The 13,539-nt window shown below is 46.5% G+C and carries 13 protein-coding genes and 1 other annotated feature; all 13 genes read left to right on the forward strand.

The genetic code is table 11. From position 1 onward, the window contains the following. Positions 1–94: 94 nt before the first annotated feature. The 13 genes from cymR (at position 95) to greA (ending at position 13,497) form a co-directional block, all read left to right on the forward strand. The gene (cymR, locus tag DP120_RS11195) at positions 95–511 is read left to right on the forward strand and encodes a cysteine metabolism transcriptional regulator CymR (RefSeq protein WP_112223768.1); all 417 of its coding nucleotides are present in this window, start codon (positions 95–97) and stop codon (positions 509–511) included. A gap of 13 nt (positions 512–524) precedes the next feature. Beyond that, positions 525–1,658 (forward strand): cysteine desulfurase family protein, encoded by a 1,134-nt coding sequence (locus DP120_RS11200; RefSeq protein ID WP_112223769.1) that lies wholly within the window; start codon positions 525–527, stop codon positions 1,656–1,658. 13 nt (positions 1,659–1,671) lie between these two features. Next, on the forward strand, positions 1,672–2,790 hold the full coding sequence (gene mnmA / locus DP120_RS11205; RefSeq protein ID WP_112223770.1) for a tRNA 2-thiouridine(34) synthase MnmA: 1,119 nt from the start codon (positions 1,672–1,674) through the stop codon (positions 2,788–2,790). A gap of 14 nt (positions 2,791–2,804) precedes the next feature. Beyond that, the gene (locus DP120_RS11210) at positions 2,805–3,464 is read left to right on the forward strand and encodes a tetratricopeptide repeat protein (RefSeq protein ID WP_205854534.1); all 660 of its coding nucleotides are present in this window, start codon (positions 2,805–2,807) and stop codon (positions 3,462–3,464) included. Between the two features lie 24 nt (positions 3,465–3,488). Further along, positions 3,489–5,987, forward strand: a complete 2,499-nt coding sequence (gene recD2, locus DP120_RS11215; protein ID WP_112223772.1) for an SF1B family DNA helicase RecD2 — start codon at positions 3,489–3,491, stop codon at positions 5,985–5,987. Positions 5,988–6,177: 190 nt separating this feature from the next. After that, positions 6,178–6,388: a binding site (T-box leader), on the forward strand. A gap of 79 nt (positions 6,389–6,467) precedes the next feature. Continuing rightward, positions 6,468–9,092 carry an alanine--tRNA ligase gene (gene alaS, locus DP120_RS11220; RefSeq protein ID WP_112223773.1) on the forward strand — a complete coding sequence of 875 codons (2,625 nt, stop codon included), beginning with the start codon at positions 6,468–6,470 and terminating at the stop codon, positions 9,090–9,092. Between the two features lie 88 nt (positions 9,093–9,180). Next, the gene (locus tag DP120_RS11225; protein WP_071151980.1) at positions 9,181–9,447 is read left to right on the forward strand and encodes an IreB family regulatory phosphoprotein; all 267 of its coding nucleotides are present in this window, start codon (positions 9,181–9,183) and stop codon (positions 9,445–9,447) included. Between the two features lie 3 nt (positions 9,448–9,450). Next, positions 9,451–9,867 (forward strand): Holliday junction resolvase RuvX, encoded by a 417-nt coding sequence (gene ruvX, locus DP120_RS11230; RefSeq protein ID WP_112223774.1) that lies wholly within the window; start codon positions 9,451–9,453, stop codon positions 9,865–9,867. Positions 9,868–9,880: 13 nt separating this feature from the next. Next, a complete protein-coding gene (locus tag DP120_RS11235) occupies positions 9,881–10,189 on the forward strand; it encodes a DUF1292 domain-containing protein (RefSeq protein WP_084246213.1) in 309 nt (102 codons plus the stop codon). Between the two features lie 90 nt (positions 10,190–10,279). Next, complete coding sequence (mltG, locus tag DP120_RS11240; protein ID WP_112223775.1) at positions 10,280–11,404, forward strand: endolytic transglycosylase MltG; 1,125 nt, start codon at positions 10,280–10,282, stop codon at positions 11,402–11,404. A gap of 269 nt (positions 11,405–11,673) precedes the next feature. Further along, positions 11,674–12,279 carry an O-methyltransferase gene (locus DP120_RS11245; RefSeq protein WP_112223776.1) on the forward strand — a complete coding sequence of 202 codons (606 nt, stop codon included), beginning with the start codon at positions 11,674–11,676 and terminating at the stop codon, positions 12,277–12,279. Between the two features lie 36 nt (positions 12,280–12,315). Next, complete coding sequence (gene udk / locus DP120_RS11250; RefSeq protein ID WP_112223777.1) at positions 12,316–12,939, forward strand: uridine kinase; 624 nt, start codon at positions 12,316–12,318, stop codon at positions 12,937–12,939. Between the two features lie 81 nt (positions 12,940–13,020). Beyond that, complete coding sequence (gene greA, locus DP120_RS11255; protein WP_112223778.1) at positions 13,021–13,497, forward strand: transcription elongation factor GreA; 477 nt, start codon at positions 13,021–13,023, stop codon at positions 13,495–13,497. Positions 13,498–13,539: the final 42 nt, after the last annotated feature.

The raw sequence follows: 13,539 nt of genomic DNA on the forward strand, positions 1-13,539 counted from the left end.
TCGCGACAGCTTTCAAAAGTCATTGCAAGTCCATAGGCCGGATTTATGCTATACTATTTTGAAGAATAATGGAATCTGATGCAGAGGTGTATTTATGAAAATATCAACAAAAGGCCGCTACGGCTTAACAATAATGATTGCACTGGGCAAAGAATATGGCGAAGGACCGCTGCCGCTCCGCAAGATTGCGGCAGAGTACGATTTGTCTGAAGCATATTTGGAACAATTGGTTGCACCACTCCGCAATGCCGGTTTGGTGAAAAGTGTGAGAGGTGCTTACGGCGGTTATATGCTGTCACGCCATCCGAAAGAAATATCGGCAGGAGATGTCATCCGCGTTCTGGAGGGGCCGATCCAACCGGTCGAAGGAATCGAGGACGAGGCACAGCCGCAGCGTGAACTATGGATCCGCATACGGGATGCTGTTAAGAATGTACTTGATACAACGACGATTGAAGACCTTGCAAACCAGCAGGAATCAACAACAGAAAATTATATGTTTTATATATAGAGGAGTTTAGACGATGAATCGAATTTATCTTGACCATGCGGCCACTTCTCCGATGCATCCGGAAGTGGTCGAATTATTTTCAAACAGACTGGCGGAAGTTTATGGCAATCCTTCGAGTATTCACGGTACAGGCCGTGAAGCCAGAAAAATTCTGGACGAAGCCCGCAGCATACTGGCGAAAAGCATAGGTGCGGACGATCCGGAAATCATTTTCACAAGCGGCGGCACGGAATCGGATAATTTGGCAATCTTCGGAACTGCGCTGAAAAAAGAAGGCAAGCACATCATCACTTCGCAGATTGAACACCATGCTGTACTCCACGCCTGTCAGAAACTTGAACGGGATGGCTACGAAGTGACGTACCTGCCTGTTGACAGCGATGGGCTTGTGAAGGCAGATGACGTGAAAAAAGCGCTCAGGGACGATACAATTCTTGTGACGGTGATGCTCGGCAACAATGAAGTCGGAAGCGTACAGCCGATTGCAGAAATCGGAGCTTTACTTGAAGGCACTGAAACAGTGTTCCATACGGACGCTGTCCAGGCTTATGGCGTTCTGCCGATTGATGTCGACGAACTGAAGGTGGACTTATTGTCCGTTTCGGCCCATAAGCTGAACGGACCAAAAGGCGTTGGTTTCCTGTATCAGCGTAAAGGCACAAACCTGGCGCAGCTAAGTTACGGCGGCGAACAGGAACGTAAGCGCCGTGCGGGAACGGAAAATGTTCCGGCAATCAGCGCATTTGCAAAAGCCGTTTCCATTTCTATGGAATCCAGAGAAGAAAAAACGGCTGAATATGAGCAATACAAAGAAATTTTCAAAAAAACACTCAATGATGCGGGTGTTGTATATAAGGAGAACGGCAAGCAGCAGCTGCCGCATATCCTCAATCTCAGCATAGAAGGAATCGAAATTGAATCCTTCCTTGTTAATCTGGATCTATCAGGTATTTCCGCTTCGAGCGGTTCTGCCTGCACTGCCGGCTCGATCGACCCATCACACGTTCTTGTGGCGATGTACGGGGAAGAGGCGGAAGAGATCCGCAATTCCATCCGTTTCAGTTTCGGCCTTGGGCTGACATTGGAACAGGTATTAAAAGCGGCCGAGAAAACGGCCCAAATCAGCAAGCGCCTGGCGCTAAAGTGAAAAGGTGATTAATATGACAGAAAAAACACCGCAGGATACGCGGGTTGTTGTCGGCATGTCCGGAGGGGTGGACTCTTCGGTTGCCGCTTATTTATTGAAGGAACAAGGCTATGATGTTATCGGCATCTTCATGAAAAACTGGGATGACACCGATGAAAACGGCTTCTGCACAGCGACGGAAGACTACGAAGACGTTATTCGCGTATGCAACCAAATCGGCATTCCGTATTATGCAGTCAACTTTGAAAAACAATACTGGGATAAGGTTTTCACATATTTCCTGGATGAATACAAAGCCGGCAGAACTCCGAATCCGGATGTAATGTGCAATAAAGAAATCAAATTCAAAGCGTTTTTGGAGCATGCACTCAGCCTTGGAGCAGATTATTTGGCGACCGGCCATTACGCACAAGTAGAACATGCGGAGAACGGCGAAACAAAAATGCTGCGCGGCAAGGATAACAATAAAGACCAGACTTATTTCCTTAACCAATTGGATCAGGAGCAATTATCGAAAGTGATGTTCCCGATCGGCCATATGGAAAAGAAAAAAGTGCGTGAAATCGCATTGGAAGCCGGACTTGCAACTGCCACGAAAAAAGATTCAACAGGCATCTGCTTTATCGGCGAACGTAATTTCAAAGAGTTCTTGGGCCAATATCTTCCGGCGCAGCCGGGTTCGATGGAAACTCTTGACGGTATTAAAATGGGAAGCCATGACGGCTTGATGTATTACACAATCGGCCAGCGCCAAGGGCTTGGCATAGGCGGAGCAGGCGATCCATGGTTCGTTATCGGCAAGGATCTCGACCGCAATATCTTATATGTCGGCCAAAATTTCCACCACGATGCATTGTATTCCGACAGCTTAAGTGCAGTTAATCTTAGCTTTACGTCAGGCAACATGCCTGCGGAAAAATTCCATTGCACGGCTAAATTCCGCTACCGCCAGGAAGACACGGGCGTAACGGTTGAACTGAAAGACGGCGAAGCGATTGTAATATTCGATGAGCCGGTTCGCGCCATCACACCAGGGCAGGCAGTCGTGTTTTATGACGGCGATGTATGCTTAGGCGGCGGAACGATCGATAAAGTGTTTAAAAAAGGCGCACGCCTTGAATATGTAGGTTAATGGGAGAGATTCGGATGAATTACAATGAAATCGGCATACAGGCCATCCAGGATGGCAAAACCGAAGAAGCGGTGCAGGCATTCACAAAAGCCATTGAAGAAGAACCGGAAAATCCGCTTGGTTACATCAACTTCGGGCATGTATTGACTTCAATGGAAGAAACAGAGCGTGCCGAGCGCTTTTTCCAGAAAGCGATCACGCTGGATGAAACGTCAGCAACCGCTTATTACGGGCTGGCTAATCTGTATTTCAACGCTGAACGCTATGAAGAAGCATTAAAGCTGTACGAAAAAGCGGTGCAGTATCAATTGGAAGGCGCGGATGCACATTTCATGATCGGCAAATGCCTGGAGCGGCTTGGACAGACAAAATTGGCGCTTCCTTACCTGCAGCGTGCAGTTGAACTTGACGAGACAGATGTTGCTGCCCGGATGAGCTATGGCGTGACGCTGGCATCGATGGAGTTATTTGAATTGGCAGAACCCCAATTCATAAAAGTTCTCGAACTTTCGCCGAACCATTCAGACGCCCATTACAATCTAGGCGTTTTATACGCTGTTTCAACCAACCGCACGGAAGATGCCATGCATCATCTCGAGCAGGCGTTTACTCTTGATGAAGAAAATGAAATGGCACGCTATGCATATGATATGATTAAAACAAATCTTCAATAGGAATTTGAAAGGGGAACGATCGGCATGACAGGACAAATTGATTTATTTCAGGAAGAAACGCAATTTGTGCTTGGTCGGCCGGTCGTTTCAATTTTTCATAACCCCCAGAATCTTTTCTCCATCGCGAAAGTGAAAATCCAACAGACCAACACCTCCTACGCAGAAAAAGAAATTATTGTGTCCGGCTATTTTCCCGAACTCTCAATGGAAGAGGAATACCGTTTTACCGGAGCGGTAAAAAATCATCCGCGCTATGGCATCCAGTTCCAGGTGGAAACTTTCACAAAAGAAGTGCCGGAGACGGAGCAGGGCATCATCCATTACCTGTCGAGCGATATGTTCAACGGCATCGGCAGGAAGACGGCGGAAACCATCGTCAAGAAATTAGGCAGGGACGCCATCAAGAAAATTCTCGAAGACCCGGAAGCGCTGGATGCAGTGCCGCGCTTGTCGGATGAAAAGAAAGACACGATCCGCTCTACACTGCAGATGAATCTTGGGCTTGAACGGGTAATGATTCAGCTCAATGACTGGGGATTCGGTCCGCAGGTAGGAATGCGCATTTTCCAGGCCTACCGGGAAGAGACGATTGACATCCTGACGAAAAACCCTTTCCGCCTGATCGAAGAGATTGAAGGCATCGGGTTTCAGCGTGCCGATGAACTTGGCGCGAAACTGGGTTTGACAGGCAGTCATCCCGACCGCATCAAAGCATCGATCCTTCATATATTGAACCAGGCTTCTCTTTCTGAAGGGCACGTTTATATGGATGCGAAGACATTGATTCCACAGGTCAAGGAAATGCTAGAAGCAAGACAGCAGGAAGAAATTACAATCGAAGCCATTTCGAAGGCCGCCATTGAATTGAATGAAGAAAGCAAAGTCGCGGGGGAAGAAACACGCCTTTATTTGCCGTCGCTATATTATTCGGAAGTAGGCATTGCAACAAAACTGGAAACGTTGCTAGCATCTCAGGAAAACCGCGATGGCTTCCCATCATCAGAAGTCCGGAAAGCGCTAGGCGAAGCTGAAGAACGTCTTGGAGTCAATTATGCGGAAACGCAAGTCCAGGCAATCGAATCGAGCCTTAATTCATCGGTCATGATTTTGACAGGTGGGCCAGGAACCGGTAAGACGACAGTGGTCCGGGGGCTAGTTGAAGTGTATGCGGAACTTCACGGTTTGTCGCTCGACCCGAAAGATTACGCCAAGAAAAAAGAGCCGTTTCCTATTATTCTTGCTGCACCGACGGGACGCGCAGCAAAACGCCTGAGCGAATCGACGGAACTTCCGGCGATGACGATTCACCGGTTACTGGGCTTTAACGGACAGGAAAAAGAAGAAGAAACGGAAAAAGAAATCGAAGGGAAATTGATCATCATCGATGAAATGTCGATGGTCGATACATGGCTCGCGCACCAATTGCTGAAAGCGGTGCCGGATGACGCCCAGATTATTTTCGTCGGCGACCAGGATCAGCTGCCGCCGGTCGGACCCGGCCAGGTGCTGCGTGATCTTCTTGAGTCCGAACGGATTCCGACGGTTGAATTGACGGATATCTACCGCCAGACTTCAGGATCTTCTATTATAGAACTTGCTCATCAAATGAAAAACGGCCAATTGCCGGCGGATATTACTGCCAAGACAGCAGACCGTTCGTTCATCAAAGCGGGCGCCGAACAAATACCGGAAGTGGTTGAGAAAGTAGTTAAGAGCGCACTTGCCAAAGGACATCATATTAAAGATATCCAGGTTCTTGCGCCGATGTACAAGGGGCCAGCCGGAATTGACGCGTTGAACAAAATGATTCAGCAGATGGTCAATCCCAATACAGACGGTAAACGAAAAGAACTTGTATTTGGTGACATCACCTACCGCGTTAAGGATAAAGTGCTGCAGCTGGTCAATCAGCCGGAAAGCAATGTTTTCAATGGCGATATGGGCGAAGTGGTCGCCATCATGAAAGCGAGTGAAACGGTCGAGAAGCAGGACGTTCTGGTCGTATCGTTCGACGGCATCGAAGTGACGTATCAGCGCAGCGACCTCAATCAGCTGACATTGGCTTATTGCTGTTCCATCCATAAATCGCAGGGCTCTGAATTTCCGACTGTCATCATGCCGGTTGTCCGCGGCTATATGAAAATGCTGCGCCGCAATCTGCTCTATACCGGAATCACCCGCAGCAAGGATTTTCTGATCCTTTGCGGCGATCCCGGCGTATTCCGCTATGGTGTCGAACGCACGGACGACACAAAGCGGATGACGACATTAAAAGATCGGCTGTCGCTGTCAGAACCTAAAGCAGCGGAGGACAATAAAACCGGAAATTCCGCTGAGCAGCCAAAAGCCGCTGCATCCAGTCCGGCTGCACCTCAGAAAACGGTTGAACAGCAGAAGCTGGAAGAAGAGCCAGTGACTGCAGATACAAGTGGACCAGCTTCTCTGACGAATGACAATGTGCATGCCATCCATCCGCTGATCGGCATGAAAGGCGTTACGCCCCGTGATTTTATTGAGTCATAAGAAATGCGTAAGCGCCTGTTCAGCTCTGAAAGGCATAAGGCGAACCAGCGAAGTGGCGTTTTTTGCCGCGCAGCTGGATTGACTTATGACCCGAAGAGCTAGGCCGCTGGAGTCTGGACAGATATTTGCCAATGAAACACCAGTTGTTGACAGGACCAAATAACTTTTCTATAATTCAACCTATAGCATATTCAAAACGTTGATGGAGAAAGTATAAAATAGCATGCGTCCAGAAATAGGTCCCCCGGCTGAAAGGATCTTCGCGATGATATTTTAGAAAGCTACTCCTGAGTGCAGCTAATCCCTGCCGTAAAGCCGCGTTAAGGCACCAATGAGAGACACGGAAGAATATTTCCGTGTAATTAGGGTGGTACCGCGAATCAATAGCCTTCGTCCCTTGCGTTTACGCAAGGGATGGAGGCTATTTTTATTGTCCCAAGCGCTCATTTTTGAATTTTTATCTTGATAGGAGGAAAACAAATGAAGAATTTAAAAGCAGAAGAAATCAGACAGCTGTATTTGGACTTTTTCAAAGAAAAAGGACATGACCAGGAGCCGAGCGCTCCTTTGGTGCCATTCGAAGATCCGTCGTTGCTTTGGATCAACAGCGGCGTCGCGACTTTGAAGAAGTATTTCGACGGACGCGTCATTCCGAAAAACCCGCGGATCGTCAATGCGCAAAAATCCATCCGCACGAACGATATCGAAAATGTGGGCGTAACTGCCCGCCACCATACATTCTTTGAAATGCTCGGCAACTTCTCGATCGGTGAATACTTCAAAAAAGAAGCGATCCACTGGGCTTGGGAATTCCTGACGGATCCAAAATGGATCGGCTTTGACCCGGAACTTCTATCGGTGACAGTGCATCCCGAAGATGAAGAAGCTTATGGTATCTGGCTCAATGAAGTCGGTGTACCGGCTGAACGGATCATCCGTTTGGAAGGGAATTTCTGGGATATAGGGGAAGGCCCAAGCGGACCGAACTCGGAAATCTTCTATGACCGCGGCGAAAGCTACGGCAACGACCTAAGTGATCCGGAATTATATCCTGGTGGTGAAAATGACCGTTACCTTGAAATCTGGAATCTGGTATTCTCCCAGTTCAACCATAACGCGGACCACACATATACGCCGCTTCCAAAACAGAACATCGATACAGGGATGGGTCTTGAGCGTATGGCTTGTGTCGTGCAGGATGTGCCGACGAATTTCGATACGGATCTGTTCATGCCGATCATCAGAAAAACGGAAGAGATTTCCGGTAAGAAATACGGCGAAGACAAAGAAAGTGATCTTGCTTTTAAAGTGATTGCCGACCATGTCCGCACTGTTGCATTTGCAATCGGTGACGGCGCGCTGCCGTCCAACGAAGGACGCGGCTATGTACTTCGCAGACTTTTGCGCCGTGCAGTCCGGTACGCGAAGAAATTAGGCATCGAAAAACCGTTCATGTTCCAATTGGTGCCGGTTGTCGGCGATATCATGAAAGCCTTCTATCCGGAAGTGAATGAAAAAGAAGACTTTATCGTACGGGTCATGAAGCTTGAAGAAGAACGTTTCCATGAAACCTTAAACGAAGGCCTAGCTATTTTATCGAATGTTACAGACAAGCAAAAAGCCGCAGGAAGCAACGAAATTCCTGGTGAAGATGCATTCCGTCTTTATGATACGTACGGTTTCCCGATCGAACTGACAGAAGAATACGCTGAAGAGGCTGGAATGACAATCGACCATCCGGGCTTTGAACAAGCTATGATGGCACAGCGTGAACGTGCACGCAGCGCTCGCCAGAACGTCAATTCAATGCAGACGCAATCAGAAGTTCTCGGCAACATCAAAGAACCGAGTGAATTTATCGGCTACACAGATACAGTCGCAGAAGCGAATGTTTTATTCATAATTAAAGATGGCGAGCTTGTCGAACATGCGCAAGAAGGTGAAGAAGTGCAGGTAATTCTTGACCGGACTCCTTTCTATGCGGAAAGCGGCGGACAAATTGCGGATCACGGCATTTTGCGCAATGACTTGGTACAGGCATTTGTTCTCGATGTCAAAAAAGCGCCGAACGGACAGAATATCCATTCCATCCGAATCGACTCCGGCGAATTGACGAAGTCGGCAGTTGAAGCGAAAGTGGATGTCGAAGAACGCAGCCACACAGTGAAAAACCATACTGCAACGCATCTTTTGCACCAGGCACTGAAAGATGTTCTTGGCAGCCATGTCAACCAGGCAGGTTCTTATGTCGGACCGGACCGTCTGCGTTTTGACTTTTCGCATTTCGGCCAGGTAACAGCAGAAGAACTTGAGCAGATTGAAAGCATCGTGAACAATAAAATCTGGGACAGCATTGCAGTCGCAACCGGTTACCATAATCTCCAAGAAGCAAAAGAGATGGGCGCTATGGCATTGTTCGGCGAAAAGTATGGCGATGTGGTGCGCGTTGTTGAAATCGGCGGCTATTCACTGGAGCTTTGTGGTGGCGTCCATGTCGGCAACACAGCTGAAATCGGCTTGTTCAAAATTGTATCGGAAAGCGGGATCGGCGCAGGTATCCGCCGCATTGAAGCTTTAACAGGAAAAGGCGCTTACGAAAACTTAAAAAACAGCGAGCGGACTTTGGAAGAAGCGGCATCTTTACTGAAATCGAATCCAAAAGACCTGATTCAGAAGGTGCAGACTTTCCTTGCAGACCAAAAAGCGCTGCAGCGTGAAAACGAATCGCTGATGGCGAAGATTTCAAACGCACAATCCGCCGGTATCCTGGATGCTGTGAAAACAGTTGGCAATGTCCAAGTGCTGTCAGCACGTGTTGAGGCAAAAGACAATAACCAATTGCGCCAGATGATGGATGACCTGAAGCAAAAGCTTGATAATGCGGTAATCGTATTGGGTGCTGTGGATGGCGAAAAAGTCATGCTTGCTGCAGGTGTTACAAAAGAATTAGCTGGCGGGAACTATCATGCAGGCCAAATCGTCAAACATGTGGCGGAACAATGCGGCGGAAAAGGCGGCGGACGTCCGGATATGGCGATGGCTGGAGCAAAAGAGCCGGAAAAATTGGATGCAGCACTGGAGTCTGTGTACGACTTAGTCAAATAGGTTTAATAAATGCCTTTTATCGTATATAATGGAAATTAGGCAGCGGAAAAGGTTTTTCCTATCTAAATCCGAAAGCGAGGTGCTTGTCGTGAGTTCATTCGATCGCACTATGAAGTTTGATTCGTCTGATGAATCGATGGAGCAAGATGTAAAACGAGTGATGCTGGAAGTACACGCATCCTTAGAAGAAAAAGGCTATAACCCGATTAATCAGATTGTCGGCTATCTTTTATCCGGGGACCCGGCTTATATTCCTCGCCATCAGGATGCAAGGAACAAGATTCGCAAACTCGAACGGGATGAAATCCTTGAAGAACTTGTGAAATTTTATATCAAAAAGAATAATGAGGAATAACTTATGAGAATAATGGGGCTGGACGTAGGTTCTAAAACAGTCGGCGTCGCGATCAGCGACGCATTCGGCTGGACGGCACAGGGAATCGAGACCGTAAAAATCAATGAAGCAATTGAAGAGTATGGACTTGACCGCCTGGGTGAACTGATCAGCCAGTATGAAGTTTCAGAAATCGTGGTAGGTTACCCGAAAAACATGAACAATTCAATCGGTCCACGTGCAGAAGCATCAGAAAAGTTTGCAGCATTGCTGAAAGAAGCGTATGCTATACCAGTGGTTTTATGGGATGAACGTCTCACAACAGCGGCAGCTGAGAAAATGCTGATCTCTGCAGATGTCAGCCGAAAGAACCGTAAGAAAGTGATCGACAAGATGGCTGCAGTAATGATTTTGCAAGGCTATCTTGATTTTAAAAAATAATGAGGTGACGACAATGGAACACGGACAAGAGCACATCACAGTCGTTGATGAAAACGGCAACGAGCAGTTATTCGAAATTTTGTTTACATTTGACTCAGAAGAATTCGGAAAATCGTACGTTTTGTATTTCCCGGTTGGCGCTGAAGAAGATGAAGAAGGCGAAATCGAAATTCAGGCATCATCTTTCACTGAAAACACAGATGTTGATGGAAAAGTGGCAGGCGGCGATCTTTTACCGGTTGAAACTGATGAAGAATGGGACATGATCGAAGAAATGCTTAATACTTTCCTTGCTGAAGAAGAGGAAAACGAAGAGCTTTAAAAAGTAAGGCGGAATTGAGTTTCAATTCCGCCTTTTTCTTTTTGTCTGCTTTCTTGTATAATAGTAAAGAATAGTTAAGGGGGGGAACCCGTGGAAAAGAAATCGAAAATTGATATCATGTTTGACCGCATGAAAGAGAAGAAAAAAGAAGTTAGAATCGTGCGGCGCATCGTTCTTGTCATTACCCTGGTGTTATTGATCGTTGTTGCGATTGCAGGTTATCAGGGCTATAACTATGTAACATCCGCTTTGGAGCCGGTAGATCCGGATTCTGAAGAAGTAATTGAAATCGAAGTACCGATTGGTTCCAATTTGGACAGCATCTCAGAATTGCTTGAAGAAAATGGCATTATCGAAGATGCACGGATCTATAAATATTATGTGAAGTTCAATAATGAATCAGAATTTCAGGCTGGAACATATGGCTTGTTGCCATCCATGACTCTGGATGAAATAACGGAGAGTTTGAAAACCGGGAAAGTATACCGGGAGCCTTTATACACGATCAACTTTCCGGAAGGTTTGACACTCGAGCAAATTGCCGAGAACGTCATTGCCGAAAAAACAGATCATACAGCTGAAGATTTCATGGCTAAAGTGACTGATGAAGCATACATCGACGAATTGATGGCGAGCTATCCGGATCTTTTGACGGATGAAATCAAAGGCGAAAACGTCAGATATGCTCTTGAGGGATATTTATTCCCTGCCACCTATCAATTCTATGAAGAAGACCCTTCACTTGAATTGATAATCGAGCAGATGCTGAACGCGACACAGGCGAATATTGCGCCTTATACGTCCATCTTGGAAGAACGGGGAGAATCGCCGCATTGGCTGTTGACTTTCGCTTCATTGCTTGAAGAAGAAGCGACAGCCAAAGCTGACCGGGCAACTATCGCTTCCGTCTTCTATAACCGGATGGAACTGGATATGCCGCTTCAGACCGATCCAACGGTAATATACGCAATGGGTGAGCATCGGGAGCGCTTGTTCAACGAAGATTACGAATTTGAGCATCCTTACAGCACATATATCAATAAAGGATTGCCGCCAGGCCCGATTGCCAGTGCCGGCGCATCATCCATCGAAGCTGTGCTCGATCCGGCAGAGACAGATTACATTTACTTCCTTGCCGACTCTGAAGGAACCAATCATTTCTCTGTCACTTATGAAGAACATCTTCAGAAACGTGATGAATATATAGGGAATTAGGAAAAGCGGAAGTGCCTGTCCAGCTCTGAAAGGCATAAGACGGAGCAGCGGCGCGGCGATCTTTGCCGCAAAGCTGAACCGGCTTATGTCCCGAAGAGCTAGGCACTGGAGTCTGGACAAAACAACATTTTTTCCTAAGCGCCTTCAACTTAAAAAAATTATATTTTCTTATCACAAAAACTAACAAGAAGGAAGCGACCTCGCATTCCTTCTTGTTTTATGTTATCATTTGAAAGAATTTTTGCTGTTGCGAAAAGGGGCTTTCCATAATGCATAAGGAACAATTTGAAAACACGGTCGCTGCCATGAAAAAGTTTGCTCTGGAAAACCATGTTCCCATAATGGAAGACGAAGGCATTAGCCAATTGACTTCATTATTAAAGGAACAGAAGCCGGATGCAATTCTGGAAATTGGTGCAGCAATCGGTTTTTCTGCTTTAAAAATGGCAGATGCACTGCCAGGAACACTGATTGATACAATCGAGCGTGATGAAGAACGTTATCTGAAAGCAACCGAGTTCATCAATGATTCCGGTTATCAGGAACAGATCCGCATATTCAAGGCAGACGCTCTGGAAATGGATCTGGCATTGCTGAATAATGCCTATGACGCTATTTTCATCGATGCGGCAAAAGGCCAATACGAGCGCTTTTTTGAAAAGTATGAAGTTTTACTAAACAGCGGCGGAGTTATATATTGTGATAATATGCATATGCACGGCATGTCCGCAGTTCCCTTGGAGGAAATTCCGCGGAGAAAACGGACGATGATCCGGAATCTCAGGAAGTTCAAGGAGTCCATGATGGAACATGCCCGATATGAAACAAGGCTGCTCGATATAGGAGACGGCATCATGGTTTGCAGAAAGCGGTAAGTAAAAATAATGATAAGATGCAAGGAGCAGTTTACTATGTCAAAAAACAGACCGGTAGTGATCGGCATCGCCGGTGGTTCGGGGTCCGGCAAAACAAGTGTTACTAATTCCATCTACGAAGTGTTCAAAGAACATTCCGTTGTAGTGATCGAGCAGGACTACTATTATAAAGACCAAAGCCATCTGGAGTTTGAAGAGCGTCTGGCGACAAACTATGACCATCCTTTGGCATTTGATACAGATCTGCTAATCGAACATATAAACGAGCTTTTGGAGCGCAGACCGATTGAAAAACCGGTCTATAATTATGCCGTCCATACACGTTCGGAAGAAACGGTCCTGATCGAGCCGAAAGACGTTATCATTCTTGAAGGGATATTGGTCCTTGAAGATAAACGGCTGCGGGATTTGATGGACATCAAGTTATTCGTCGATACAGATGGAGATCTTAGGATCATCCGCCGTCTGCTTCGTGATATCAATGAACGGGGCCGCACGATAGATTCTGTTATTGAGCAATATTTGAACGTGGTCCGCCCTATGCACAACCAATTTATCGAACCGACAAAGCGCTACGCGGATGTTATTATTCCAGAAGGCGGCCAAAACGAAGTAGCAATTGATCTGATGGTTACAAAAATTAAAACAATTCTTGAATAGATTGGTAAATTATACTATGATGAGACAAGACTGACGGATTATTCAAAAATCTCAAGTCAGCAGTTGAAGGAGTGGGGAACAATGGCTAACGAAAAACAATTTCCGATGACAGCTGCAGGAAAGCAGAAGTTGGAGGACGAACTGGATTTCCTGAAAACAATTAAACGCAAAGAAGTGGTTGAACGGATTAAAATCGCCCGTGATTTCGGTGATTTATCTGAGAACGCTGAATATGATTCAGCTAAAGAAGACCAGGCGTTTGTAGAAGGACGCATTTCAACATTGGAATCAATGATCCGCAATGCGGTGATCATAGATGAAAACGACTTGAGCAACGACATCGTGCGGTTAGGTACTACGGTAACATTTGTAGAAGTGCCGGACGGTGATAAGGAATCTTACACAATCGTAGGTTCTGCAGAAGCAGACCCTCTCGAAGGGCGTATTTCAAATGATTCGCCGATTGCAAAAAGCATGATTGGCCGAACTATCGGCGACCGTGTAAAAGTATTGACTCCCGGCGGGGAAATGGAAATCGAAATCGTTTCCATCACGTAATCCTTGCAGCCATTCTTTAAAGGATGGCTGCTTTTTTTATTA

This window comes from Planococcus halotolerans, assembly GCF_003289955.1.
In the GTDB taxonomy this organism is placed as follows: domain Bacteria; phylum Bacillota; class Bacilli; order Bacillales_A; family Planococcaceae; genus Planococcus; species Planococcus halotolerans.

Excerpts from the sequence above, each read along its gene's own strand:
- cymR (WP_112223768.1), top strand. The coding sequence starts at position 95 with ATGAAAATATCAACAAAAGGCCGCTACGGCTTAACAATAATGATTGCA.
- DP120_RS11200 (WP_112223769.1), top strand. The coding sequence starts at position 525 with ATGAATCGAATTTATCTTGACCATGCGGCCACTTCTCCGATGCATCCG.
- mnmA (WP_112223770.1), top strand. The coding sequence starts at position 1,672 with ATGACAGAAAAAACACCGCAGGATACGCGGGTTGTTGTCGGCATGTCC.
- DP120_RS11210 (WP_205854534.1), top strand. The coding sequence starts at position 2,805 with ATGAATTACAATGAAATCGGCATACAGGCCATCCAGGATGGCAAAACC.
- recD2 (WP_112223772.1), top strand. The coding sequence starts at position 3,489 with ATGACAGGACAAATTGATTTATTTCAGGAAGAAACGCAATTTGTGCTT.
- alaS (WP_112223773.1), top strand. The coding sequence starts at position 6,468 with ATGAAGAATTTAAAAGCAGAAGAAATCAGACAGCTGTATTTGGACTTT.
- ruvX (WP_112223774.1), top strand. The coding sequence starts at position 9,451 with ATGAGAATAATGGGGCTGGACGTAGGTTCTAAAACAGTCGGCGTCGCG.
- DP120_RS11235 (WP_084246213.1), top strand. The coding sequence starts at position 9,881 with ATGGAACACGGACAAGAGCACATCACAGTCGTTGATGAAAACGGCAAC.
- DP120_RS11245 (WP_112223776.1), top strand. The coding sequence starts at position 11,674 with ATGCATAAGGAACAATTTGAAAACACGGTCGCTGCCATGAAAAAGTTT.
- udk (WP_112223777.1), top strand. The coding sequence starts at position 12,316 with ATGTCAAAAAACAGACCGGTAGTGATCGGCATCGCCGGTGGTTCGGGG.
- greA (WP_112223778.1), top strand. The coding sequence starts at position 13,021 with ATGGCTAACGAAAAACAATTTCCGATGACAGCTGCAGGAAAGCAGAAG.